Annotated in this window: 23 protein-coding genes and 1 tRNA gene; 7 read left to right on the top strand and 17 right to left on the bottom strand. The window is 35.2% G+C overall.

Annotated elements, in window-relative coordinates; translation table 11 throughout:
* Nucleotides 1–114: 114 nt before the first annotated feature.
* The 4 genes from MHI02_RS03705 to MHI02_RS03690 all read right to left on the bottom strand — a co-directional run bounded on the left by MHI02_RS03705 (nucleotide 115) and on the right by MHI02_RS03690 (nucleotide 3,024).
* A complete protein-coding gene (locus MHI02_RS03705) occupies nucleotides 115–1,431 on the bottom strand; it encodes an IS1380 family transposase (protein ID WP_047186544.1) in 1,317 nt (438 codons plus the stop codon).
* 136 nt (nucleotides 1,432–1,567) lie between these two features.
* Entirely contained in the window at nucleotides 1,568–1,813 is a 246-nt protein-coding gene (locus MHI02_RS03700; RefSeq protein ID WP_341165642.1) for a hypothetical protein, read from the bottom strand.
* Between the two features lie 13 nt (nucleotides 1,814–1,826).
* Entirely contained in the window at nucleotides 1,827–2,642 is an 816-nt protein-coding gene (locus MHI02_RS03695) for a phage replisome organizer N-terminal domain-containing protein (RefSeq protein WP_216884071.1), read from the bottom strand.
* Nucleotides 2,643–2,721: 79 nt separating this feature from the next.
* The gene (locus MHI02_RS03690; protein ID WP_057994667.1) at nucleotides 2,722–3,024 is read right to left on the bottom strand and encodes a helix-turn-helix domain-containing protein; all 303 of its coding nucleotides are present in this window, start codon (nucleotides 3,022–3,024) and stop codon (nucleotides 2,722–2,724) included.
* 174 nt (nucleotides 3,025–3,198) lie between these two features.
* On the opposite strand from MHI02_RS03690, the gene MHI02_RS03685 reads away from it, so the two are divergent.
* Both MHI02_RS03685 and MHI02_RS03680 read left to right on the top strand, forming a co-directional pair.
* Complete coding sequence (locus MHI02_RS03685) at nucleotides 3,199–4,200, top strand: helix-turn-helix domain-containing protein (protein ID WP_216884072.1); 1,002 nt, start codon at nucleotides 3,199–3,201, stop codon at nucleotides 4,198–4,200.
* 29 nt (nucleotides 4,201–4,229) lie between these two features.
* Nucleotides 4,230–5,387: a site-specific integrase gene (locus MHI02_RS03680; protein WP_341165641.1), complete on the top strand. Its 1,158-nt coding sequence runs from the start codon at nucleotides 4,230–4,232 to the stop codon at nucleotides 5,385–5,387.
* Nucleotides 5,388–5,493: 106 nt separating this feature from the next.
* Here MHI02_RS03680 and groL read toward each other — a convergent pair whose 3' ends face one another.
* On the bottom strand, nucleotides 5,494–7,125 hold the full coding sequence (gene groL, locus MHI02_RS03675; protein WP_341165640.1) for a chaperonin GroEL: 1,632 nt from the start codon (nucleotides 7,123–7,125) through the stop codon (nucleotides 5,494–5,496).
* 48 nt (nucleotides 7,126–7,173) lie between these two features.
* Nucleotides 7,174–7,458 carry a co-chaperone GroES gene (gene groES, locus MHI02_RS03670; protein WP_341165639.1) on the bottom strand — a complete coding sequence of 95 codons (285 nt, stop codon included), beginning with the start codon at nucleotides 7,456–7,458 and terminating at the stop codon, nucleotides 7,174–7,176.
* A 324-nt stretch (nucleotides 7,459–7,782) separates the two neighbouring features.
* On the opposite strand from groES, the gene MHI02_RS03665 reads away from it, so the two are divergent.
* Complete coding sequence (locus tag MHI02_RS03665) at nucleotides 7,783–8,484, top strand: CPBP family intramembrane glutamic endopeptidase (protein ID WP_060668709.1); 702 nt, start codon at nucleotides 7,783–7,785, stop codon at nucleotides 8,482–8,484.
* A 31-nt stretch (nucleotides 8,485–8,515) separates the two neighbouring features.
* Here the strand turns inward: MHI02_RS03665 and MHI02_RS03660 are convergent, their stop codons facing one another.
* The gene (locus MHI02_RS03660; RefSeq protein ID WP_047185551.1) at nucleotides 8,516–9,151 is read right to left on the bottom strand and encodes a redox-sensing transcriptional repressor Rex; all 636 of its coding nucleotides are present in this window, start codon (nucleotides 9,149–9,151) and stop codon (nucleotides 8,516–8,518) included.
* A 155-nt stretch (nucleotides 9,152–9,306) separates the two neighbouring features.
* Between MHI02_RS03660 and MHI02_RS03655 the strand changes: the two genes are divergently transcribed.
* The gene (locus MHI02_RS03655; RefSeq protein WP_145524115.1) at nucleotides 9,307–11,232 is read left to right on the top strand and encodes an ABC-F family ATP-binding cassette domain-containing protein; all 1,926 of its coding nucleotides are present in this window, start codon (nucleotides 9,307–9,309) and stop codon (nucleotides 11,230–11,232) included.
* Nucleotides 11,233–11,364: 132 nt separating this feature from the next.
* On the opposite strand, the gene MHI02_RS03650 is transcribed toward MHI02_RS03655, so the two are convergent.
* From MHI02_RS03650 to MHI02_RS03625, 6 genes are all read right to left on the bottom strand, one after another.
* Nucleotides 11,365–12,537 carry an FtsW/RodA/SpoVE family cell cycle protein gene (locus MHI02_RS03650; protein WP_060668711.1) on the bottom strand — a complete coding sequence of 391 codons (1,173 nt, stop codon included), beginning with the start codon at nucleotides 12,535–12,537 and terminating at the stop codon, nucleotides 11,365–11,367.
* 294 nt (nucleotides 12,538–12,831) lie between these two features.
* The gene (gene tsaD, locus MHI02_RS03645; RefSeq protein ID WP_060668712.1) at nucleotides 12,832–13,842 is read right to left on the bottom strand and encodes a tRNA (adenosine(37)-N6)-threonylcarbamoyltransferase complex transferase subunit TsaD; all 1,011 of its coding nucleotides are present in this window, start codon (nucleotides 13,840–13,842) and stop codon (nucleotides 12,832–12,834) included.
* Complete coding sequence (gene rimI, locus MHI02_RS03640; protein ID WP_047185555.1) at nucleotides 13,839–14,288, bottom strand: ribosomal protein S18-alanine N-acetyltransferase; 450 nt, start codon at nucleotides 14,286–14,288, stop codon at nucleotides 13,839–13,841. The genes tsaD and rimI overlap by 4 nt, the downstream gene beginning before the upstream one ends.
* A gap of 2 nt (nucleotides 14,289–14,290) precedes the next feature.
* A complete protein-coding gene (gene tsaB, locus MHI02_RS03635; RefSeq protein WP_060668713.1) occupies nucleotides 14,291–14,989 on the bottom strand; it encodes a tRNA (adenosine(37)-N6)-threonylcarbamoyltransferase complex dimerization subunit type 1 TsaB in 699 nt (232 codons plus the stop codon).
* Between the two features lie 12 nt (nucleotides 14,990–15,001).
* Nucleotides 15,002–15,454: a tRNA (adenosine(37)-N6)-threonylcarbamoyltransferase complex ATPase subunit type 1 TsaE gene (tsaE, locus tag MHI02_RS03630; RefSeq protein ID WP_186301056.1), complete on the bottom strand. Its 453-nt coding sequence runs from the start codon at nucleotides 15,452–15,454 to the stop codon at nucleotides 15,002–15,004.
* Between the two features lie 365 nt (nucleotides 15,455–15,819).
* Nucleotides 15,820–15,896, bottom strand: a tRNA-Met gene (locus MHI02_RS03625).
* Nucleotides 15,897–16,146: 250 nt separating this feature from the next.
* On the opposite strand from MHI02_RS03625, the gene MHI02_RS03620 reads away from it, so the two are divergent.
* Nucleotides 16,147–16,980 carry a metallophosphoesterase family protein gene (locus MHI02_RS03620; protein WP_052771736.1) on the top strand — a complete coding sequence of 278 codons (834 nt, stop codon included), beginning with the start codon at nucleotides 16,147–16,149 and terminating at the stop codon, nucleotides 16,978–16,980.
* Between the two features lie 113 nt (nucleotides 16,981–17,093).
* On the opposite strand, the gene MHI02_RS03615 is transcribed toward MHI02_RS03620, so the two are convergent.
* The 4 genes from MHI02_RS03615 to MHI02_RS03600 form a co-directional block, all read right to left on the bottom strand.
* The gene (locus MHI02_RS03615) at nucleotides 17,094–17,927 is read right to left on the bottom strand and encodes a carbohydrate ABC transporter permease (RefSeq protein WP_060668714.1); all 834 of its coding nucleotides are present in this window, start codon (nucleotides 17,925–17,927) and stop codon (nucleotides 17,094–17,096) included.
* A 6-nt stretch (nucleotides 17,928–17,933) separates the two neighbouring features.
* Complete coding sequence (locus MHI02_RS03610; protein ID WP_047185559.1) at nucleotides 17,934–18,803, bottom strand: carbohydrate ABC transporter permease; 870 nt, start codon at nucleotides 18,801–18,803, stop codon at nucleotides 17,934–17,936.
* Nucleotides 18,800–19,888 (bottom strand): ABC transporter ATP-binding protein, encoded by a 1,089-nt coding sequence (locus tag MHI02_RS03605; protein ID WP_047185560.1) that lies wholly within the window; start codon nucleotides 19,886–19,888, stop codon nucleotides 18,800–18,802. Before MHI02_RS03605 ends, MHI02_RS03610 begins: the two co-directional genes overlap by 4 nt.
* A gap of 71 nt (nucleotides 19,889–19,959) precedes the next feature.
* Nucleotides 19,960–21,240, bottom strand: a complete 1,281-nt coding sequence (locus MHI02_RS03600) for an ABC transporter substrate-binding protein (protein WP_060668715.1) — start codon at nucleotides 21,238–21,240, stop codon at nucleotides 19,960–19,962.
* A 431-nt stretch (nucleotides 21,241–21,671) separates the two neighbouring features.
* Here MHI02_RS03600 and motA point away from each other — a divergent pair, with 431 nt between their 5' ends.
* Both motA and motB read left to right on the top strand, forming a co-directional pair.
* Nucleotides 21,672–22,472 (top strand): flagellar motor stator protein MotA, encoded by an 801-nt coding sequence (motA, locus tag MHI02_RS03595; protein WP_060668716.1) that lies wholly within the window; start codon nucleotides 21,672–21,674, stop codon nucleotides 22,470–22,472.
* Nucleotides 22,462–23,229, top strand: a complete 768-nt coding sequence (gene motB, locus MHI02_RS03590; RefSeq protein WP_341165638.1) for a flagellar motor protein MotB — start codon at nucleotides 22,462–22,464, stop codon at nucleotides 23,227–23,229. Before motA ends, motB begins: the two co-directional genes overlap by 11 nt.
* Nucleotides 23,230–23,864: the final 635 nt, after the last annotated feature.

The following is a 23,864-nucleotide window of genomic DNA, read 5'->3' as shown; positions in this document are numbered from 1 at the left end:
CAAAATAACCATAAATTTGAGGAACGCAACTTTAAATACCAAAAAATGGCCATTTTTGGGCAGACTACCCCCTTGGGCTTACCATACTTTTAAAAAAATAGGTATTTGTATGTTTTATTCCAGTTTTAGTGCTTGAATTCGTTGAAGAACCTTCCAAAAGAACTTTTGGTACACAAAACTAGAGGACAATTTAAAGTAAAGGGAACGCCCAGATTTTACCAACTTACTAGCGACTTTAATAATTCTTGTGCGAATGGTATCGATTTGCATTGTCTTTTGTCCTTCTGGAAAGCAAAGTGTTCGAAGCCAGTTTGTTAGGTTATACGCTAACAAACTTAACATCATCTTTGCTTCATTTACTTGGAAGGAGTGGCTGTTCATTTTATCCAAATAAAAGCCATTTTTTGCTTCATCAATAAAGGTTTCCATCGTACCTCTTTTTTGGTAGGTATGAACGATATCCTTTGGTGTAAATGCATCGACCAGATTTGTGACGAAGAATGAATGAGTGAAAAATAGTTCTCCTGCTGGTCGAACGGATTGAATGATTATTCTTCTTGATTTAAACCATGATTTTGCTTGATAGTCAATTTCCTCATAATAGTGCTCTGACTTTGTTGCATCTGATGGCGCTGTTGCAGGGTGTAATTCATCTGCCATTCGCTGTAAAACAGCGTTAGACTTTAAACGAATGACATAATAAACAGATTCACGTTCACATAAGTCATACAAGGCTGGGACGGCAAAACCACTATCTGCACGTAAGAACGGTATTGTTTCTGGAAATTCTTCATTGTAATGTGTGATAAGGGGTTCTACAAAGTCCACAACACCATTGGAAGTATAGACATTTCCAGGGCGCAACTGTGCCTTTAAAAAGTCACGGGTTATCCCGTCAAATGCAACTAATGGATGAAATCCAACTGTACCATAATGGGTATTGTAAGCCGCAGACTCTTGTTTGCCATAGGTATCAGCATGAGTGGAATCTAGGTCAATAATGAGTGCCTTTGACTTTCTGAATTCATGAACCTTATCCAAGAGTGCTTGATTGGCTTGATTTAATTGTTCAATGGATTCTTTATCAAACCGTGTATAAAACCGTGATAAACTTGGTTGAGAAGCTAAAGCATCCGTTTCAATAACTTTTGTGAACACAGGGTCTTGAGTCAATTGATCCGCATCGTCATCTTCCGCATATCCAGCAATGATTTGGTAAATCTTTTGGCGGAGTAGTTCTTCATTCGAATGGTAATGGTATTTTCTTTCGTCATTTAAGTGAAGGTATTCAGCAATAGTCTTTAAGAATCCAATTTTCCTATCAAATTCTTTAAAGATGAATTCACCCGTATCGGAGGAAAGGGAACCTCCATCATTTGACAATTTAATTTGACGATTGAAATCTAGTGTTAATTGCGGTAAAGTAGCCATTATAAGAATCCTTTCTGTGGTTATTTTGTGGTGATTTAACTTTAACAGAAATGGATTCTTTTTTCATTTATTTGATGCATGACTAAATTAGCTGGATTCCTTGGTAGATATGCATTTTTAGGCGCTCAAGGATTTTTTATGAATAATTAAGGTTTAATTTTAATTTCCTTTGTTTTTGTAGAAAAGAAGCTTGTAAAGCTTGTTCTGCTAGTTCCAAATCTTCACACTTGCAACCATAATTAGCAATAACCCTTTCCCCTTTCATAGGTCCAATAGGGATAGTAAGTTCCTTCTGTTCTACTGATTGCTTACAACCTTCACAAGTGAATATTTTAATTGTTTTTTGTTCGGGACTTGCTATATACTTTTTAGCAAACTCCATTCCTTAATACCTCCTAATAACCGTAATTATAACCATCATCAGCAACTATTTCTTCATGTTCCTTTGACTTGAAAGACTTATTTTCATTAATTTCTATTTCTTTAAGTGTTAAAAGCGACTCTTTTTCCCAATTACGTAGAATTCCTTCTACATACTTTAGTTTTCGAATATCTCTTTCACATGCTATATTTAATGCTTTTAGAATGATCTTATCCGATTCCTTAAATGGAAAAATATCTAACCACAATAACAATTGTTTTTTTAATCGGTTATTTTCTACTCCAAATCCATTTTCATTACAAAATTGAATTAAATGATTAATATGTTCTTGTTCTATATTTATATCTATCTTTTTTTCTATCTCTATATCTTTCTCTATATCTGGTGGACAAATGTCCTCCCTTTGTCCACCCAATAGTTTATGTTCTTGTTGCCGTTGTTTTTGTGCCATTCTTTGTTGCTGTTTCTTAAATGCACCAATACTTTGTGAACCTATCATTTCTTCTACCTGCTTCATGTATATTTCACCGTTTTCTAATATTTCCACTAAGCCAATCTTAGTTAATAATTTCATAGCAACAAGAACTGTGTCTGGATTAGTTTTTGTAAGTTCAGCTAATTTATTATGATCATAAGGAATGAGCATTTGACCAACTTTCCTAATTAGTATTCCATTAGTTCGAAGAGATTTTAAACATAATTTTAAATAGAATAAGGAATACTCTTTGCCATTTGGTTGCTCCTCTAACCAATCAATCGCATCTTCTTCAAAAAAGTCCTCTTTTAATTGCAGCCAGTAAAACCTTCTATTTTTCTCATATTTCGCCAATCTACTAATCTCCTTCTATAATCCCTTCTGCAAGTGCTTACATTTTGATGGAATTAATCTGATTAATATTTTCATAGGATCAACCCTTTCTTTTGTAACGTATAATGTCTCCACCATTATTTCTAACTGCCACGTAATATTTATCCATATACTTTTCTACTTCTTTACGATTAAATAACCATTTTGACCCTAAACGAATACTTGGAAACTCTTCATCGTACAATAAATGTTCGACAATCGTATTCCAGGACATGTTTAAATAAGCGGATAGTTGTTTTGAATTCATAAAGAATACGTCAGCTTCTAACTCTTCCAGCTTTTCTTCCACTTTTTCAAGATAAAGATCCTTCAATTGTTCTTCATCGATTTCTAGATGTATCATTTGTATCTACTCCTTTTTATATTTTTTCACATTTGTGAATATAATTGTAAACAACTGTATTTTACAACAATATCAAATTCAATGCAAATTAAATTTACATAAAAATTCACATTTGCAAACTTTTTGTAAGCTATGTTATTATTAATTTATAAATTCATAAAAGAGGTAAAACAAATGACTAAAAATGATTTTCTAGAACATGAACTAAAACTAAAAAAAAACATGGAACAAAAAATTAAAAATAAATTTTTTGGAGAAGAACTTAAACGTATAAGAAAGTCGAAAAAAATGACTATTAATGAATTAAGTGAAAAATCTTCTGTTTCATCTTCTTATATCTCACAGATTGAAAATGGAAAAAGGGACACTCCTACACCAGAATTAATTAAAAAATTAGCTCATGGTTTATCAACTGACTATTATCACATGATGAGAATAGCTGGATATTTGAACCCCGATAAGGATAACTTTATTACCCTAGAACAACTAATAAAGAAAGTTCCGAATGAAGAAAAGATAAATGACATGATCGAACACGACAAGAAAATTGAGAATGAGTATGAAAAGAAAGTCAATTCTACGGTGCATTCCAAATTCGATAAATTCCTTTATGAAAGACGACAAATTAATTATCATGGTCTGACTCTAGAAGAATTAGACAATCACTTTAGATCTTTTCTAGAATCCAATGCACATGCAGGTCATTATTTAAAGTATCTTCGAATTTTTAATGCCATTAACCAAAAGGAGATGGCTAATTTATTACAAATTAAAGAAGAAACTTACATTTCTTTAGAAGCAACGTTAAGAGAAGATTCACCTTATTTAGTAAAAAATAGTGAAGATATTGGAAAAATACTAAATGTATCTAACTTCTTGGATTGGTACAATTTCATCAGAAGACAAAAAGAGTTAAGTTATAACAATTACGGGACGAAAAGAAAAGAGAGCATATATACAGAAATCTCCCTAAATGTAAAGAAAGTGGAAAAGAAAATAAACAAATCTGGGCATGAGTATTACGTGGAATATTCTGATGAAGAATTAAAAAGAAAACTTTTTGACTTAGATCACCTAATAAATCAGAATGAGCACAAGGTACTTTATAAAGATAGAGTTCTAACAGAAGAGGATATAGAAAAAATAAAAACCATGTTGGATGTCATTTTTGACTAATATGTCTTAATGAAAGGAGGTGAAAAGGGATGGCTTACATTCATAAACGTGGCTCCAAATGGGCTTATATTGTTAATATTGCAAGAGATTCCAATGGAAAACGTAGACAGATTACCAAATCAGGGTTTAAAACTAAAAAAGAAGCTCAACTTGCTGCGAATAAAGTGGAAAATGAAATTGCTAATGGTACACGTTTATTCGAATCGAATATCACGTTTAGAGAGCTGACTGATGAATGGTTTGAACATTATGCATCACAGGTTAAGATTAGCAGTGTCAGAGCTAGAAAATACGCAATTAAACATCTGTTGGATATTTGGGGAGCTACGGCTATCAAGAGAATTACAAAACATATGTATCAAACGGAACTTGATAAGCTTAGCAGGAAATTCAGCAGAAATTATATTGAAAGTATCCATAGTACAGCAAATATGATTTTTAAATATGCGATTCGAAAAGATTTGCTCCATAGTAGCCCTTCTTCTGCTTTTATCATGCCCAAAAAGCAAGTTACAGTAGAAGAAATTGAACAAGAAAATATACAGGAAAAATTTCTTGAGTTACATGAACTAAAGGAATTTCTTACTTTAGCAAAAAAGCACGGGCTAAGTATGGATTATTTAATGTTTACAACATTAGCATATACGGGTTTGCGATTAGGTGAATTATTAGCCTTGAAGTGGTCAGATTTGAATTTTAATGAATATACAATTCGTATTTCCAAAACTTATTACAACCCGAATAATAAAAAAGATGGATTTCAATTGCTAACTCCTAAGACAGACAAGTCCATTCGTACAATTATGATTGATAAAGACTTAGTAAACCTATTTAGAATACACCGCAAAGAACAAATGGAACTAAAAATGAAAAATAGAATGGTATATAAAGATCAGAATTTCATCTTTGCAGAGAATACAGGTTATCCAAGAGTAATGAAGATGGTTGCAATCCGGTTACAACGTCTTATGAAGCTTATGAATACAGATAAACACATTACCCCTCATGGATTTAGACACACGCACACTTCTCTACTTATTGAAGCTGGTGCAGGTATAAAAGAAATCCAAGAACGGTTAGGACATTCAGATATTAATACAACGATGAATATCTACGCACATATGACCAAAAATATAGAAGAAAAGACCTCTCAAAAGTTCAGTGAACTAACGAAAGGTCTTCTCTAAAAATTTTATTGCATGGCGTATCAAAATTACGGAAGTTAGCAAAAAGTTAGCATTTCGCCACTAACCAACCCTCAAACCCTTTAATATCAAGGGATTCGGGCGGTTATTACATCATGCCGCCCATTCCACCCATTCCGCCCATATCAGGCATTCCGCCGCCAGCGTTTTCTTCTGGAATGTCCGCTACTACCGCTTCAGTAGTTAAGAACATTGCAGCTACAGATGCAGCGTTTTGTAGTGCTGAACGAGTAACTTTAGCAGGGTCTACGATACCAGCTTCAACCATGTTAACCCATTCGTTTGTTGCAGCATTGAATCCAATACCAAGTTTTTCGCCTTTTAGACGTTCTACAACAACAGATCCTTCTAAACCAGCGTTTTCAGCGATTTGACGTACAGGTTCTTCAATCGCACGAAGTACAATGCTTACACCAGTAGCTTCGTCACCTTCAAGGTTTAATTCAGCAACTTTATTGTAGATGTTAAGGAATGCAGTACCACCACCAGCTACAATACCTTCTTCTACTGCAGCACGAGTAGAGTTTAATGCATCTTCAATACGTAGTTTACGTTCTTTCAATTCTGTTTCCGTTGCAGCACCAACTTTAACTACTGCTACACCGCCAGAAAGTTTAGCAAGACGCTCTTGTAATTTTTCTTTATCAAATTCAGAAGTAGTTTCTTCTGCTTGCGCACGGATTTGAGCAACACGGCCAGAGATAGCTTCTGGGTTACCAGAACCTTCTACGATTGTTGTATTTTCTTTAGAAACAACAACTTTAGCAGCACGTCCTAATTGTTCAATGCCAGCGCTCTTAAGATCTAAACCAAGATCTTCTGTAATTACTTCCCCACCAGTTAAGATAGCGATGTCTTCTAGCATTGCTTTACGACGGTCACCAAATCCTGGAGCTTTAACAGCTACAGCATTAAATGTTCCGCGAAGTTTGTTTACTACTAATGTAGCAAGAGCTTCCCCTTCAACATCTTCAGCAATCATAAGTAATGGTTTACCTTGTTGAACTACTTGTTCTAACACTGGTAAAACTTCTTGAATGTTAGAGATTTTCTTATCTGTAATTAAGATGTATGGATCTTCTAGAACAGCTTCCATTTTATCTTGGTCTGTAACCATGTATGGAGAAGCATATCCACGGTCAAATTGCATACCTTCTACAACATCTAATTCAGTAGAGAAACCTTTAGATTCTTCGATGGTGATAACTCCATCGTTACCAACACGTTCCATCGCTTCTGCAATTAATTGACCTACTTCATCATCAGCTGAAGAAATAGCCGCAACTTGTGCAATCTCTTCTTTGCTATTAACAGAAGAAGAAATATTGTGTAATTCTTCTACAGCAGTTGCTACTGCTTTTTCAATACCACGACGAATTCCTACTGGGTTTGCACCAGAAGTTACGTTTTTAAGACCTTCACGAATCATTGCTTGTGCTAGAACGGTTGCAGTTGTTGTACCGTCACCAGCAACATCATTTGTTTTAGATGCTACTTCAGATACTAGCTGAGCACCCATGTTTTCGAATGCATCTTCTAATTCGATTTCTTTAGCAATTGTAACACCATCATTTGTAATTAGAGGTGAACCGAATTTTTTATCAAGAACAACGTTACGACCTTTTGGCCCTAAAGTTACTTTTACAGCATTAGCTAATGTGTCTACACCACGTAGCATTGCGCGACGTCCGTCTTCATTAAACTTAATTTCTTTAGCCATGAAACATCCTCCTTAAATTGATCTAAGTATTTTTTATAAAATCTTAACTTATTCGACGATAGCTAAGATATCACTTTCGCGTAAAATTAAGTATTCAGCACCTTCGTATTTCACTTCTGTACCAGCAAATTTAGAGAAGATAATTTGGTTACCTTCAGCTACTTCAAGAGCTACTCTTTCACCGTTATCTAAAACACGACCAGTACCAACCGCTACAACTTTACCTTCTTGCGGTTTTTCTTTCGCTGAGTCTGGAAGTACGATACCGCTTGCAGTTTTTTCTTCTTGTTCAACAAGCTCGATAATAACACGATCTCCTAGTGGTTTAATCATGTACATTAGCCTCCTTGACTATTCCATTTTTTATTTTACATTTATTTATTAGCACTCACCATTAACGAGTGCTAATCACAATTAATATAATAATGAATTCCTAAAAAAAATGCAAGCATTGTTCATTAAAAAATTATATATTTTTATAAACAGAAGCACCTCTTACTATAGTAAACAAAATACCTATGTTAAAATAACAACTATGTGAAGAAACATGTAAATTTTTCTCTATAAAAATGAACTTTCTCATTATACCTATTAAAGGTCGTTCATATACTTATACTAACACCATCGCTATACTTAATTAAAAGGAGTCGTTTTATATTGCCTAAAAGATATTGGTATATCATTTTGACGTATATTATTACACAATTATCAAGCTTCCCCGCTGCACTAATTGCCCTAAATTACTTTCCGAATTCCTATACGGAAATAGTGATTTATTGGAGTATTATCAGTTTCTGTTTAGCATTACTTATTACACTCTTGCTTCTTAAAACAGATATGAAAATGCCACTTCACCGGGAAGCTTCCACAACTAGTAATATCATTTTGTGGTCGGTCATCGGTTATTTCTTGGCATATTTTGTACAAGTGCTTGCATCGTTAATTGAAATGAAAGTTTTAGGTATTTCAACAGGGTCTAGCAATACACAGAATATTATGGATATTTCTAGAACCATTCCCTTGTTTATGATTATACCTGCCATTATTGCTCCAATTCTAGAAGAAGTTATTTTTAGAAAAATTATTTTTGGAAGTTTATACAAAAGGCTGAACTTTTTTATCTCAGCGCTTCTTTCTGCTTTTATTTTCGGAGTAATTCATGGAGAGTTTCAACATATACTTATCTATTCATCCATGGGGTTTGTGTTTGCCTATTTATATGTAAAAACAAAGCGAATTTTAACACCAATCATTGTTCATGCTGCTTTAAATACAACGACCGTCATTGCCCAATATTCCTTAACACCCGAGGAAATTCAACGGCAGCTTGACCAATTGCAAATGATTTTTCTAGGATAATAAAGAAGGAGTAGCGAATCCGCTACTCCTTCTACTCTTTCTCTAATGGATAATGTTTTAAGAAATATACAAGTGATTGTAATTCAACCGCTAAATCAATATGATGAACACGAACATGACTTGGAACCGTGATTCTTGCAGGAGTGAAATTTAAAATTCCATTCACACCTAGATTAACTAATTTCTCCGCAATTTCCTCGGCTTCTGAAGCGGGTACTGTCAAAATTACAACACGAATATTTTCTAACTCTTCCTCTAAATCGCTTACATGAAAGATAGGTACACCGTCAATATCTTTTCCAACCTTCGATGAATCTGCATCAAATGCCTTTGTAATACGTATATTATTATTTTTCAAGAAACTATATTTTAAAAACGCTGTACCTAAGTTACCCGCACCTATCAATGCTACTTCTGTTACTTCATGTTGATCTAATGTACTTCGAAAAAAGCCCAACAAGTATTCTACGTTATATCCATAACCTTTTTTACCTAGAGCTCCAAAGTAAGAAAAGTCTCTACGGATTGTTGCAGAATCAACCTTTACCGCTTCACTCAGTTCTTTTGAGGAGACGCGTCTTTTTCCCTGCTGATTCAAATTATTTAGAAAACGATAATACAATGGCAGGCGTTTTGCAGTAGCTTGTGGTATTTTGTTTTGATCCATTGCTTTTCCTCTCTTCAATTCATAATCATCTATTCTATAGTCTCTTTCATTTTAGCAGAATTACAACAAAAAGTCGTGATGTTTTTCACAAATTAATTATGTTGCTTCTATATTTGTAGGTAAGGTAGAATGAAAGATATTGAGGTGAAATCACAATGATACTGATGCAACTGAATGGACTATCGAAATCCTTTGGTGCAGAAGAAATTCTGTCCAATATTAAAATAGAAATTAAAGATAAGGAACGTATCGCCATTGTCGGAAGAAATGGTGCTGGAAAGTCGACGCTATTGAAAATAATGGCTGGCGAACTTTCCTATGATGAAGGTGAGTTAATTAAACCTAAAGATGTAACGATTGGCTATCTTTCCCAGCATATGGCTTTAGAATCTGGAAAAACCATATGGGATGAAATGCTTGAAGTTTTTAACCCATTATTAGAACAGGAAAAACAGTTAAGATTAGTAGAAAAGAAGATGGAACAAGTAACAGATTTTACTAGTGAAGCTTATAACAATTTATTGAAAGAATATGATCGGTTACAAGTTGATTTTCAAACAAACGGTGGATACACATATGAATCTGACATTAAAGCCGTATTAAACGGATTAAACTTCCAAGATTATGACTATGATACACTAATCACCGATCTAAGTGGTGGTCAAAAGACAAGGCTAGCATTAGGTAAATTACTACTCTTAAAACCACAATTACTTATACTAGATGAGCCAACCAACCATTTAGATATTGACACTCTTTCATGGCTAGAAGTTTATTTAAATAGTTATCCCGGAGCCGTAGTCATTGTATCCCATGACCGCTATTTCTTGGATAAAACCGTCTCCATTGTTTATGAAATTTCTCGACATAAAACGAAGAAATATTATGGTTCCTATAGTAAATATCTGGATCAAAAAAGCCAGGAATATGAGCAAGCTTTAAAAGCATTTGAAAAGCAACAAACTGAAATCAAAAAAATGGAGGATTTTATCCAGCGAAATATTGTACGAGCATCCACAACGAAACGGGCCCAAAGTAGAAGAAAACAACTTGAAAAGATGGAACGAATAGACAGACCTCTTGGTGATGAATCATCAGCTTCTTTTTCCTTCCAAATCACAAAAAGAAGTGGGAATGATGTACTTAAAATTAAAAATCTCGCTTTTCGTTATGACGGAGAAAATGAGAATTTATTTTCCAATATTAATTTGGATGTCAATCGCGGGGAGAGAATTGCAGTTGTTGGTCCAAATGGGGTTGGTAAAACAACTTTGCTCAAAATCATTTTAGGCAAATTAAAAAAATCCTCTGGTGATATCCAAATCGGAACAGGCGTACAAATTGGGTACTATGATCAGGAACAAGCGGAATTGTCCTCAACCAAAACCGTTTTAAATGAGCTGTGGGATGAATACCCAACGATTAATGAAAAAGACATCCGAACGGTTCTAGGAAACTTCTTATTTAGTGGGGACGATGTGTTAAAACCAGTACAAGCATTAAGTGGAGGAGAAAAAGCACGCCTCGCCCTTGCTAAGCTTATGATGCAAAAAGCTAATCTCCTTATTCTTGATGAACCAACTAACCACTTAGATATCGACAGCAAAGAAGTTCTAGAAGCTGCGTTAACTGATTTTCCGGGAACCATTATTTTTGTTTCGCATGACCGCTATTTTATTAATAAAATAACGGATCAAGTTGCTGAAATGAACCGTGACGGGATTTCTGTCTATCTTGGTGATTACGACTACTATTTAGAAAAGAAAGCTGAAGAAGCTGAACACAAGCGATTAGAACAGGAAAAACAACCGATTCAGAACACAGAAGATAAAAAGCGGAATTTTAAATTAGATAAGCAGCAGCAAAGTTTATTGCGAAAAAAACAAAGAAGAATTACAGAATTAGAGGAACTCATCGACTCATTAGAACTAAAAATATCCGAAATAGAGGAAAAAATGGCGGAACCAGAAATCTTCCAAGACCACGAAAAATCCTTTGAATTAAACGAAAAAATGATAGCATTAAAAAATAACGTTGAAGAATATATGGAAGAATGGACGACATTACAAGAAGAAATATAAAAAGACGGTGGTATGTAATAAAGATACCACCGTCTTTTTATTTAGCTCCAACACTATTTTTATTAAGTAAGAAAATATATAAATTTAGCTTATTTAGATCTTGTCTTAAGAAACGGGCGCTTCCGCCTTTGCTTATTTGAACAAATAATCATTTTGAATCGTTTGTTCCACAGATATTCGATAGATCACAGACAGTCCTATCATTGTGGATAAAACCGAACTTCCTCCATAACTTATTAACAACAATGGAATACCGGTAATCGGCATAATCCCTAATGTCATTCCAATATTTTGAAAGACATGAATGAGAATTAAACTAAGGATTCCAAAGCTGTAATAAGAACCAAATGAAGAATGCTTGTTTATATTTAAACCTAACGTAACCAACTTATACAAAAGAATAAAGTATAGGAAAATAACAAGTGCACTACCAATAAATCCAAAGCTTTCCCCTATCACAGAAAAAATAAAGTCCGTCTGCGCTTCGGAATAATAAACTTCTATACCATTCAGTCCTTTACCCATTAACTGTCCTGAACCCAAGGCCATATGAGCACGATCAAAATGCCAATTTGCATCACTACTCGTTTGCGTAGGATCAAACCAGGTAAGAATACGGTTTACTTGATATTGTTGAATTCCTATCACTTCTTGTGCAATATCCGGGAATTTTATAATAAACCAGAGCAATGACCCGCCGGCTGCAGCTCCTGCGCCAATTAAACTCAAAATAATTTTCCAACTAATACCGGAAAGGATAATCATCATACCTAATATGAACAAGTACACCATTGCTGTCCCGAAGTCTGGTTGCTCCATAATCAAAAAAACAGGAATAGCGGTAACGACAATTAACTTTAACAGTAACATAAAATCCGTTTTTAAATTACTAGCTTCATATTTTTCTTTATGATGACTAGTGACTCGTGCAAGATATAAAATCGTCGTGATTTTCACGAATTCTCCGGGTTGTAAAGATAGCCCTGGTAGCGTGAACCAAGCTTTTGCTCCATTTACAGGCTTAGCTATGGAATCTGGACTTATTAATAATAAAGCCAGAATAGCAACTCCACCAATATAAATATATAGACTTGCTTTATAAATCTGTTCTAAATCAAAATACTGTACTGCTGCTACTATTAATGCACCGATTGTAAACCAAACAACTTGTTTAAGAACAAAATTTTCTCCACCATACTGTTCAAGTTGTTGTGCATTATAAATTGCTAATAAACTAACACAGACAAATAGGATAAATAACATAATTAAATCTGTCTGCATATAATAAGATTGTTTCTTATTCATTTAACAATCACCAAATTTCTAATCTAAATCGAATTATAGTACAAGTTACTAGACGAAAATGACAGTAAAAAGATTTCACTCCCATTACGTTTGTGGATAACTACCTTTCAAAGGATGACAATTCACTTATCCACAAGAGGAAATCTCAAAATTCCCTGTAATATCTAATTGTGAACATGTTTATACACATTATCCACAAAATCAACCGATGTTACCCACAAAGGTTATTCACACACAAAGTGCTTTTATACTAAGTTTTACACAACTTTTCCACAATATTGTTGATAACTCGTTTTATTTTAATAACAAGGAAGCATTAGCGTTTAAATCGAGACCTGCGCGTTTTCCATTCCAGTAATTAATCGTTCCAGCTGCTGCAATCATTGCTGCATTATCCGTACATAACGATAATGGAGGAACATATAAAGGGATATCCGTTTCGGAAAAAGCATTCGCCAAAGCTGTTCTTAACCCTTTATTTGCTGCAACGCCTCCTGCAACAATTACCTGTTTTACCTTGTATTCCTTTGCTGCTCTTAACGTCTTCTTGGTAAGTACTTCTACTACACTTGCCTGAAAACTAGCAGCGATATCTTCGTCTTTTAACATTTCACCACGTTGTTTGGCATTGTGGATTTTGTTAATAACTGCTGATTTCAATCCACTAAAACTAAAATCATAACTTCCATCTTCCAACCAAGCACGTGGAAAATCAATTGTCTCTTTTCCTTCATGTGCTAATCGATCAATGTGTGGACCACCTGGATAGGGAAGTCCTAGCATACGCGCTACTTTATCATAAGCTTCACCAGCAGCATCGTCACGAGTTTCTCCAATAACTTCATATTGTCCATGCTCTTTCATAATGACAAGCTCTGTATGTCCACCAGAAACAATTAATGCTAATAGAGGGAAATCAAACTCCTGTTCCAAACGATTTGCGTATATATGACCAGCTATGTGATGCACACCAACTAAAGGTTTTTGTTTTGCAAAAGCCAAAGCCTTAGCTGAATTTACCCCTACTAACAAAGCCCCTACTAGCCCTGGACCTTCTGTAACAGCAATTGCATCAATTTCATTCCAAGTAATCTGTCCTTCATCAAATGCTTGTTCTAACACTAGTGTCATTTGTTCTACATGGTGCCTGGAGGCAATTTCAGGTACAACTCCTCCAAATCTCTTATGACTTTCAATTTGAGAAGAAACAACGTTAGAAATAATCTCCGTCCCATTTTTCACAATGGCAACGGCTGTTTCATCACAACTTGTCTCAATTCCTAATATAATTGTGTCTTTACTCATACTATATTCACCCACATGACAATAGCATCTTCTCCGCTATCCGTATAATAATTTTTCCGAATCCCACCGGGTACTAAGCCAAACTTACGGTATAACTTTTGTGCAGCTATATTGGACACACGTACTTCAAGAGAAAGTCTCTTCACCTGGACACTTTGAAGCCATTGCATGACAAATTTGAATAGTTTTTCACCTAGTTTTTTACCTCTATACTCCGGTAGAATAGCAAGATTTGTAATTTGTGCATCGTCTATCACAATCCACATTCCTACAAACCCGACAATTTTCTTATCTATCTCCATAACATAGTAATACGCATGTTCATTATCTATTAATTCCTTATAAAAGATATCTGTTGTCCATGGTGTCGTAAAGGATGCTTTTTCCACTTCCATTACCTGCTCCACATCAGCAAATATCATTTCTCGAATAACCAATTCTGCCATTTTTACTTATTTTCCTTTTGCGCTTGTAGCCATTTGGCCTCAGCTTCTGCCAATCTTAAATAGTTTGGTGTTAATGTATGTGTCTGATCCGCTTCTTTATATAACCCAGCTAAACCTAAGAATCCTGGATTCGCTATATGAAAAGGCCCTTCCGGAATAATCGCTAAATCTCCTAAAACACGATGAATACTATCCTTATGTTTGATTATATCAGGACTCAAACATAATACCTTTTTATGATCATCTTTTAATTTCAATAAAGCATCTTCCATTGGTAAATTCTTTTCTTCATATACTATTTTCAACCTAGAACCTTGGGATTGATAAATACCCGTATAAACCAACCCCCGCCTAGCATCAAAAAATGGGAATACATATCCATCAAAAAATCGTCCTTGATATGCAAGTACTTCCAAACTTGAGACACCTACTACAGGAATTCCCAAAGCCCAAGCCATTGATTTAGCTATGGAAAGCCCGATACGAACTCCAGTATAAGAACCTGGACCTTTTGCTACGACAATTTTATCTAATTGATCTGGTGTTAGTGAAACTTCCTTCATCAATTTCTCAATTGCAGGCATTAGGCGAACGGAGTGATTCTTTGCTATATTCGTAACCATTTCTCCAATTATCTCATCATCTTTTAATAGAGCAACACCCATTGCTTGATTAGACGTATCAATTGCAAGAACGTTCATATATTGTAACTCCTAACTCATCAATTCATTAATGATAGATTCAAAATGGGAACTATTCGACAAAAACTCTAAAATCCTCGAATCCCCATTATATTTTATTCTTATATCAAGTCGATTTGTCGGTAAATATTCCTCGATAAATTGAGCCCATTCAACAACAGACACGCCATTACCATTGAAATATTCGTCAAATCCAATATCCTCATCGGAATCTTCTAATCGATACACATCCATGTGATACAATGGTAGCCTACCCTCATATTCCTTCACAATGGTAAAAGTTGGGCTATTGACTGTGCGTTTTACCCCTAAGCCTTTTGCAATTCCTTTGGTGAATGTTGTCTTTCCAGCCCCTAGGTCACCTTCAAGTGTTAAAACATCGCCTGCTTCAAGTAAAGAAGCCAATCTTTCTCCTATTAATTTAGTTTCTTCCGCACTATTCGAAACCATTTGGTGTTTACTCACTTATTCACCTACTTTTTATAACTTTAGCCTATCTCAAGAGCATAAATTATTTTATTCAAACTACCCTAATGATAGCAAAAAGAATAAGAAAAGAAAAAATTAATGTGACAAAGTAAGGAATTTTAATACCGATTTATTATGTTTTTCAGTGTATATAAAAATAGCTTAATTATTTATTTTGAATACTAAAAAACACATGATTTTATGATTAAATCATGTGTATTTAAAAGTAATCTTATTTAAAAATGGCGGTCATTTCCTTTATAGTAAATTTCCGCTACAAGAGAATATTCATAAAGATGAGTCGTTTAATCATACTTTATTTACTGATTCCTAATTAGCTTACGAAGTTAATTGGAATATTTTGGTTGCGGGGATAGGATTTGAACCTATGACCTTCGGGTTATGAGCCCGACGAGCTACCAGACTGCTCCACCCCGCGATATGAGAAAATTTTATGGTATGCATGCCCTAAAAGATACCATGTGCTTATGAGGTTACTCATACACAACCCTAATCAAATAGGACCAATATAATATACCATATTGCTTACTGTTCTGTCAATAAAGTTTTTAGAATCAAACTGATGATACCAATTTCTATTAACTTTAACCAATCTTAACACATTATCCACTTTCCGTTAATATTCCACCGCTATAATGAAGATAACAAAAAATAAGGAGAGGATAATTTTGAGAATTGCTATTTTTGGAGATTTACATTACCCATCTATGATTCATAAAGATAAGGAGGTAAAAGAAGCTAGAGATGAATTTTATGCTAAATTTCTTCAATCCTTTTTTGAAATTAAAGCAGATTACTATGTTTCCCTCGGTGATTTAACCAACTTTGGAAAAGATGACGAATGGCATGAAGTCTATGAAATCATTCGAAAATACGATAAACCATTTATTCACACTTTTGGCAATCATGATTTATACGGTATTCCAAGAGTAGAGGCATTAAACATTTCCAATATGAAACAAAATATTTCGATTGAGACCGATCAAGTAAACCTTATCTCCTTAGAAACGGCCCGTGATCACAATCATGAAGACCATAGCGGTTACTTAAGCGACGAGCAGTTAGAATGGTTGGAAGATGAACTTGTACAAAGTGAGGAAAAACTTGTAGTTATCTTGGCCCACCATCCGGTTTACGACACAACAGCAAATTCGAATTATCCATACCTATCAATCGTACCTGAAGTACCCATTATTAATATTTTACGTAAAAAGAAAGGGAACGGAATTTATATAAATGGCCATAATCACAAAGATTCGATTGAAACGATAGATAACTGGACCTTTGTTCAAACAAGTGCTGTACTAGATGATCAAAGTATCCGCTTATTGGAAATAGATGATAAAGAAATATCCATTCAATCTATTCATATAGGGAACTCAGAACTAAGGGGACTTGCGGAAATAATCGGTTCAAACATGAATCATTTTCAATTGAATCCTCTAGGTATTGGCACCACACCAAACCGGGAAAAAATAATTAGGAAAACTTTATATGTCTAAGATAAACCAAGGCCCCTACTCGGTGCCTTGGTTTTTTAGAAAAGATTAGATCTTAGCGACTACAAAGTTATTTAGAAAAAAGTGAGCCTCTTCTCAAAGCCCACTTCCCTTATTCACTTAACCCCTGTATACGTAAATGCCCGAATAATTTGACGTTGTGCAAAGAAAAAAGTAATCAAAATCGGGATAACTAGAATAACGTTACCGGCCATTAAAATATTCCACGCGACACCACCATCCACTTGGCGCAGCTGCGCAATTCCAACAGGAAGGGTACGTGCCCTTTCCGTTGTTGTCATAACAAGTGGCCAGAAATAATCGTTCCAGTGTGTAATAAAATTGAATAGCCCCAATGTAATTAATGTTGGTTTGGCCATTGGCACCATCATTTTCATCATTATTTTAAACTCCGATGAATTGTCCAAACGTGCCGCTTCTAATAATTCTTCCGGAACTTGCTTAAACGTTTGGCGCAACATGAAAATCCCGAATGCACTTGTCGCAAATGGCAAGATTAATCCCCATAAGGTATCAAGAAGCCGCCATTCACTTAAATTTAAAAACACAGGCAAGAAAATAAGTTGAGCAGGAATCATCATAGTCACCATAACTAACCCAAACAAGATATTTTTGCAGCGAAATTCATACCTTGCAAATGCATATGCAGCAGGAATTACCGTAATAAATTGCAACATTAAAATACCAACCGAAACAATGACACTATTTATAAAATATTGCAGAAATGGCCCGGAATTCCATGCTTCCATGAAGTTTTCCCATATAAGTTCATCTGGAAGCCATTTTGGTGGAAAAATCATCGTTTCTCCTAATGTTTTTAAACTTGTGGAAATCATCCAGATAAACGGCATAGCGAAGATAATAACGACCACAATCAAACCAATCACATTCAATATTTTTATAGGTAAGGATGTTTTCAACGTATACATTCCCTTCTATTGATAATGAACTCTTTTACCTAGAACTTTAAAATAAATCAATGTAACAATGCTTAGAATGACTAATAATATCACACCAGCTGCAGAAGCATAGCCAATTTTAAAGAAGATAAAACCATTTTCATATATGTAGTACACAAGGGTATTCGTTGAGTTAAGCGGTCCACCCTTTGTAATAATGCTGATCGTTTCAAACACCTTAATGGAGTCCAAAATACCAATAATTGTTAGGAAAAATATGCTTGGCGATAACATGGGAAACGTAATTTTCGTAAATCGTCGAAAGCTACTAGTTTGATCCAAGGCAGCCGCTTCATATAAATGTTTTGGAATACTTTGTAATCCTGCAATAATAATTAAAGTATAGTACCCAATATTTTTCCACACCGCGATAATAATAAGTGAAGCTAAAGCTGTATTTGGATCCGTTAGCCATGGCACTTTATCCATCCCAACCAAACTTAAAATCCAGTTTAGTAAACCATAGTCCGCATCCATAATCCACATCCACAGCATCGCAATCGATACAAGGGAAATAATATGTGGACTGAAAACCGCACCTTGAACAAAGCTGTACATCCAGCCTCGCCTGTTTAACCAAATAGACATAAGGAGCGCAATACTAATTGAAAACAACACCGTGAAAAAGGTGTACATCAACGTATTGCGAATTACTTGCAAAAACATCGGATCCGATAGCAATGCTTTGAAATTTTCAAGGCCAACAAATGTTTTATCAGGACTAATGAAATTCCAATCATGAAAGCTTAAATAAATCATGTAAAAAATCGGTTGAATGAAAAATACTAAAAAAACGATGATTGCGGGCGTGATTAAAAGGTATGGGCGCCACTTCGCTACTTTCATATGAGCACCTCTCCCCTAACCTCTTTACCCATACTTTCAAAAGGAAGTTCATCCACATAAACCCGATTACCCTGTGTGTCAAAGTAATACAATTTATCAAATGGAATGGTGACATGAATTTTTTCTGTATTCATTAATGGGTTGTTAAAGCTTTTTACTTGAAACTGCCCTGCATCGCTATTCACCAAATACAATGTTTCAGATCCCAGTGTTTCTATTGTCAACAATTCACAAGGTAGATGTATTCCGGAAGTCGTTTCCTCTGCTGTTTGTATTTCCACATGTTCCGGCCTAAAACCAATGTAAAAAATTCGCTCATCGATTATCTTTCCAAGTTTTCCTTCTAACATTGCGATTGATATAACATTCATTGCTGGTGTACCGATAAATTGCGCTACAAATTGGTTTGCCGGATTATGATACACTTCCATCGGTGCTGCCTGCTGCATAATGTGACCTTTATTTAAAATAACAATCTCATCTCCCATCGACATTGCTTCCACTTGATCATGAGTCACATAAATAAAAGTAGTTCCTAAGCGTTTGTGTAATTGGATTAACTCCGTCCGCATTTGCCCCCGTAATTTCGCATCTAAATTAGATAATGGTTCATCAAAAATAAAGACATTTGGCTTTTTTACCATTGCTCGAGCTAATGCTACACGTTGACGCTGTCCACCAGACAAGTTTTGTGGCTTTTTATCTAAATACTCGGTAAGGTCCACAATCTCCACGATTTCATCTACCATCTTTTTCCGCTCTGCTTTTGGTATTTTCATATTTTCCAGGCCAAATTCGATGTTCCCTTGCACCGTCATCGTTGGGTATAATGCATAGTTTTGAAAAACCATGGAAATTCCTCTTTTCCCAGGCGCCACTTCATTCACTAAATGATTGCCAATCCAAATTTCACCAGAAGTAACTTCCTCCAAACCAGCGATAAGTCGTAGTGTCGTAGATTTCCCACATCCTGAAGGACCAACCAAAACAGTAAACGATCCATCTTGAATTTCCAAATTCATGTCATCCATTACTTTGTTATTCCCATATACTTTCGATACATTTTTTAATTGGATTTTAGCCATGTTATAACCCCTTAACGTTAAATTGATACATAGGAACGTGACACAAAACGCCCGTTCCTATGTGAAACCATTTATTTAATCAAACTTGCTGAACGCTCAGCGGCTTGATCTAACACATCCTGTGCATCTAGGCTTGTATCAAGCATTAAACGTTGAATTTCTTCTATAAGAATTTTTTGTACTTCAGGATATCCTTCAATCATTGGGCGGGCATTTCCATATTGTAATTGGTCTACCGCAACTTTAAATTGCGGTTTTTCCTCATAGAGCTCTTGCATCGTATCAGATTCCACAGAAGAAAGTCTGCTTGGCAAATATCCAGTGTAGCTACTTGCATAAGCGGTCTGTTCTGGAGCAGTCATAAATTTAATGAACTCCCATGCAGCTTGTTGTTTTTTCTCATCCAATCCAGAAGTCATAACTAAATTCGCTCCACCAGTTGGGACACTACGTTTTTCATTTTCAGGGAACATAATCGTTTCTAATTTATACCCATTTTCTTCCGCTAGTTGCATCATTAAAGTTAAGTCAGCTGTAGAAGAGAAATACATTCCCGCACGACCAGTAGCAAAATCCTGTCTTGCCATGTCAGCTGCTTGTTGTGGTTCTCCACCTGGAACACGCATCCTTCCCTCTATCACCATTTCCTTCCAAAAATTTAGAGCCTCTACTCCACTTTCTCCGTTAAAAGCAATCTTTCCATTCTTATCGAACATTTCTCCACCAGCTTGAGCAACAAATGCCTCATAGAACCAAATATCTACCGGCATCGAAATCCCAACATGTTCATCATCTGTTAATTTTTCTGCTACTAATTGAAAATCCTCCCAAGTTTGAATAGACTCAGGGTCAATCCCTTTTTCTTCAAACATCGTCTTATTAATATAGACAATAGGAGTACTTCTTAAATAAGGAAGGCCATAGAGCTTGTCATCTACATAAGAGTTCCCCATTAAACCAGGATTAAAATCTTCCATGTTAATTTCTTCCGCATCTTCTTCCACAAATTTTGATAAATCTTGGATCATATCGGATTTTGCAAATGTTTCAATTGAAGAAATTTCATTTTGTGTTACTTCAGGAGCATTACCAGCTGCAAACGCTGCTTGTGTTTTTGATTGTAACTCATCATAGTTACCTTGGAATTCCGCAGTAACATGGATTTCATCCTGCATTTCATTAAATTGTTTCACTAGATTTTCATTGTTTTCCCCAATCTTATCTCCCCATGCATACCAATATGTAATTTCAATTGGGCCATCACGGTCTGAATTAGCTGCCTCACCATCTCCACAAGCCACTAGTAAAAGCATCATCGCAATGAATATTAATAAATACGAAACCTTCTTCATATTCCCATTCCCCCATTGTTTTTAAAATTGGAATTCTAGTTACCGATTAATGAAATGCTTCTCCTCTGTGAATACAATTATTAATGTAACAGATAACTATTAACTAGATTTAAAGTCAATGTTAACTTTTGTTAATAGTAGCTTCTATCTAAAGGTGCGTATTCAAAATGAAGGATGAAAAATTGACTAAGAATATGTTCTAGGGAATGAACGTATAGAACAGATTTTTGCATAGAAGAACGGACATTGCTGAAAATGTCTTTGCAGAAGAAGTTATAGACGGAATACGGTATCCGATTAACAACAGACTTTACGAAAAATATATAATCCTATTATCAACTATCCTGTTATTTTTACCGATATATAAGTTATGGGATAGGTTGCTAATTAAAATCAACCTATTGTTAAACTTTAAGGAGGTATAACAACTAATGGATATAACATCGGTCATTGGTTTAATTTTAGGGATAATTGCAATAGGTATTGGGATGGTACTTAAAGGTGTTGGTTTAGGTGCCTTAGTCAATCCAGCTGCCATTTTAATTATCCTATTAGGAACGATAGCAGCCGTTACTATTGCCTTTCCACTGAACACTTTAAAAAAGGTACCAGCGCTCTTAAAAATACTATTTACGGAGAATAAGCAAACGGACAATAAAGAATTAATCCAAACATTTGGAGAGATGGCAGATCAAACTCGTAAAGAAGGACTACTGTCTTTGGAAAGTCAATTAACTAACATGGATGATCCATTTATTAAGTCTGGGATTGAACTCGTTGTAGATGGGCAGTCTCCCGACTATATTAAAGAAGTGTTGATAGAAAAAATCGATGCAATGGAAGCAAGGCATGAAGAAGGTGCGGCAATTTTTACGCAAGCAGGAACCTATGCACCAACACTGGGAGTATTAGGAGCCGTAATTGGATTGATTGCTGCATTAGGGGATATGACAGATATCGAGAAGCTGGGCCATGCAATCTCTGCTGCTTTTGTCGCAACATTATTAGGAATTTTTACTGGATATGTCTTATGGCATCCGTTTGCTAATAAATTACGGGAAAAGTCAAAACAAGAAATTCGGCAAAAAGAGCTGATTGTAGAGGGGATTCTATCCGTTGCTAATGGAAATTCTGCGATGATGGTGAGAGATAAATTAGGAGCTTTTATCGCAACAAAGGAACTTGCTGAACTAAAAAAAGAAAATAATCAACGGGAGGATCATGATGCGTAGAAAGAAAAAGAAAAGTAATCACATTAGCGAATCATGGCTCCTTCCGTATTCTGATTTGTTGACATTATTAGTTGCATTATTTATTGTACTTTTTGCCATGAGTGATATTAATGCTGAGAAATACGAACGACTCTCCCAAGTGTTTGAAAGTGAGTTTTCTTCTGGTGGAATTGGAATTCTAGACCAGAATAAGCAACCTAATGAGATACCTACAGCACAAAAGGAAGACGATGAAAATGATGAAAATAAAGAAAAAAATAAAACAAGTAGTGAACTCGAGCTTGAAAAGTTGCAAGGCATTCAGGGTAGTATTAATACCTATATCCAGGAGCAACATCTTGAAGGGGATATAGGAACCAAATTAACGGAAGAAGGACTATTAATTACGATTGTAAATAATGTCTTCTTTGACTCTGGTAGTGCTGAAGTGAAGAAAGATGAAGAAAAGGTGGCAAGAGAAGTTTCTAATTTACTTGTTGCCGATCCACCGCATGAAATCGTAATTAGTGGACATAGTGATGATGTGCCAATTCATAATTCTGGCTATGCATCAAATTGGGACCTAAGTGTAACGAGAGCACTTAATTTTATGCAAATTATCCTAGAAAATGAGAAATTAGATCCTGCCCTGTTTAGTGCGAAAGGATATGGCGAAAACAAGCCTGTTGTTCCCAATACAAGTGCAGAAAACAGGGAGAAAAATAGACGTGTAGAAGTACTAATTCTGCCTAATTATGAAATTAATATCACAGAGTGAATATCTTTGTATAAAGAAAACTTCCGTTAGTGGGGCTTTCCTTCATCCCCCACTGATGGTTATTCGCACTTACCGAACCTTTACGGGCAGTAAGACTCCCACCCACCTTTTGTTTTCCCAGAAGCTTAAGGTGGGAGTCTTACTGCCCGTTTAGGTAGGATAAAAAATACTAATCTACGAAGGCAACGCTAAGCTAAGCCCTTCATTTTATTTTTTGAAGGGCTTAAATGATTACTTCATGTAATTTTAGCCGTTTGTTGATTTAAAGATGATATACTAGATTCTTTTCTTATTTATTATAGCTTCCAAGATTTTACGTCCTATCTTACCAAAAATATAAGAAAGAACAGAAATAAGTTGATATTCACATCTTGAAGTATCTTATGGATGTGATTCTGTTCAGCCGTATAATTATGGACCAACTTTTTCCGACCGTTTCCTAATAGCGTATCCCTTTTAAAAGATCCGCCAAATTATTTTTGACCCGGTTGTAGTGTTGGTATAACTAGAAACAATTGAGGTTTATACTTCTTTTTTGGCTATAAATCCATTTTCATGATAAATAGCAGTGGCATACCCTTGGACGCTATGGTGGTTTTCCTATCTGCAATCGAGTAGGAGGAGGCGACTAACCT

Origin of the sequence: Oceanobacillus sp. FSL K6-0118 (assembly GCF_038006665.1) — a bacterium.
Taxonomy (GTDB): domain Bacteria; phylum Bacillota; class Bacilli; order Bacillales; family Amphibacillaceae; genus Oceanobacillus; species Oceanobacillus caeni.
Note: the sequence above shows the minus strand (reverse complement) of the source record. Positions and strands in the feature narration are given on the sequence as shown.

Coding starts and splice junctions, on each gene's coding strand:
- MHI02_RS03660 (WP_047185551.1), bottom strand. CDS start 9,151: ATGGATCAAAACAAAATACCACAAGCTACTGCAAAACGCCTGCCATTG.
- MHI02_RS03680 (WP_341165641.1), top strand. CDS start 4,230: ATGGCTTACATTCATAAACGTGGCTCCAAATGGGCTTATATTGTTAAT.
- rimI (WP_047185555.1), bottom strand. CDS start 14,288: ATGGCAGAATTGGTTATTCGAGAAATGATATTTGCTGATGTGGAGCAG.
- groES (WP_341165639.1), bottom strand. CDS start 7,458: ATGATTAAACCACTAGGAGATCGTGTTATTATCGAGCTTGTTGAACAA.
- MHI02_RS03685 (WP_216884072.1), top strand. CDS start 3,199: ATGACTAAAAATGATTTTCTAGAACATGAACTAAAACTAAAAAAAAAC.
- tsaB (WP_060668713.1), bottom strand. CDS start 14,989: ATGAACGTTCTTGCAATTGATACGTCTAATCAAGCAATGGGTGTTGCT.
- motB (WP_341165638.1), top strand. CDS start 22,462: ATGATGCGTAGAAAGAAAAAGAAAAGTAATCACATTAGCGAATCATGG.
- MHI02_RS03615 (WP_060668714.1), bottom strand. CDS start 17,927: ATGTATACGTTGAAAACATCCTTACCTATAAAAATATTGAATGTGATT.
- tsaD (WP_060668712.1), bottom strand. CDS start 13,842: ATGAGTAAAGACACAATTATATTAGGAATTGAGACAAGTTGTGATGAA.
- MHI02_RS03690 (WP_057994667.1), bottom strand. CDS start 3,024: ATGATACATCTAGAAATCGATGAAGAACAATTGAAGGATCTTTATCTT.
- MHI02_RS03610 (WP_047185559.1), bottom strand. CDS start 18,803: ATGAAAGTAGCGAAGTGGCGCCCATACCTTTTAATCACGCCCGCAATC.
- MHI02_RS03655 (WP_145524115.1), top strand. CDS start 9,307: ATGATACTGATGCAACTGAATGGACTATCGAAATCCTTTGGTGCAGAA.
- motA (WP_060668716.1), top strand. CDS start 21,672: ATGGATATAACATCGGTCATTGGTTTAATTTTAGGGATAATTGCAATA.
- groL (WP_341165640.1), bottom strand. CDS start 7,125: ATGGCTAAAGAAATTAAGTTTAATGAAGACGGACGTCGCGCAATGCTA.
- MHI02_RS03705 (WP_047186544.1), bottom strand. CDS start 1,431: ATGGCTACTTTACCGCAATTAACACTAGATTTCAATCGTCAAATTAAA.
- MHI02_RS03600 (WP_060668715.1), bottom strand. CDS start 21,240: ATGAAGAAGGTTTCGTATTTATTAATATTCATTGCGATGATGCTTTTA.
- MHI02_RS03650 (WP_060668711.1), bottom strand. CDS start 12,537: ATGAATAAGAAACAATCTTATTATATGCAGACAGATTTAATTATGTTA.
- MHI02_RS03700 (WP_341165642.1), bottom strand. CDS start 1,813: ATGGAGTTTGCTAAAAAGTATATAGCAAGTCCCGAACAAAAAACAATT.
- MHI02_RS03605 (WP_047185560.1), bottom strand. CDS start 19,888: ATGGCTAAAATCCAATTAAAAAATGTATCGAAAGTATATGGGAATAAC.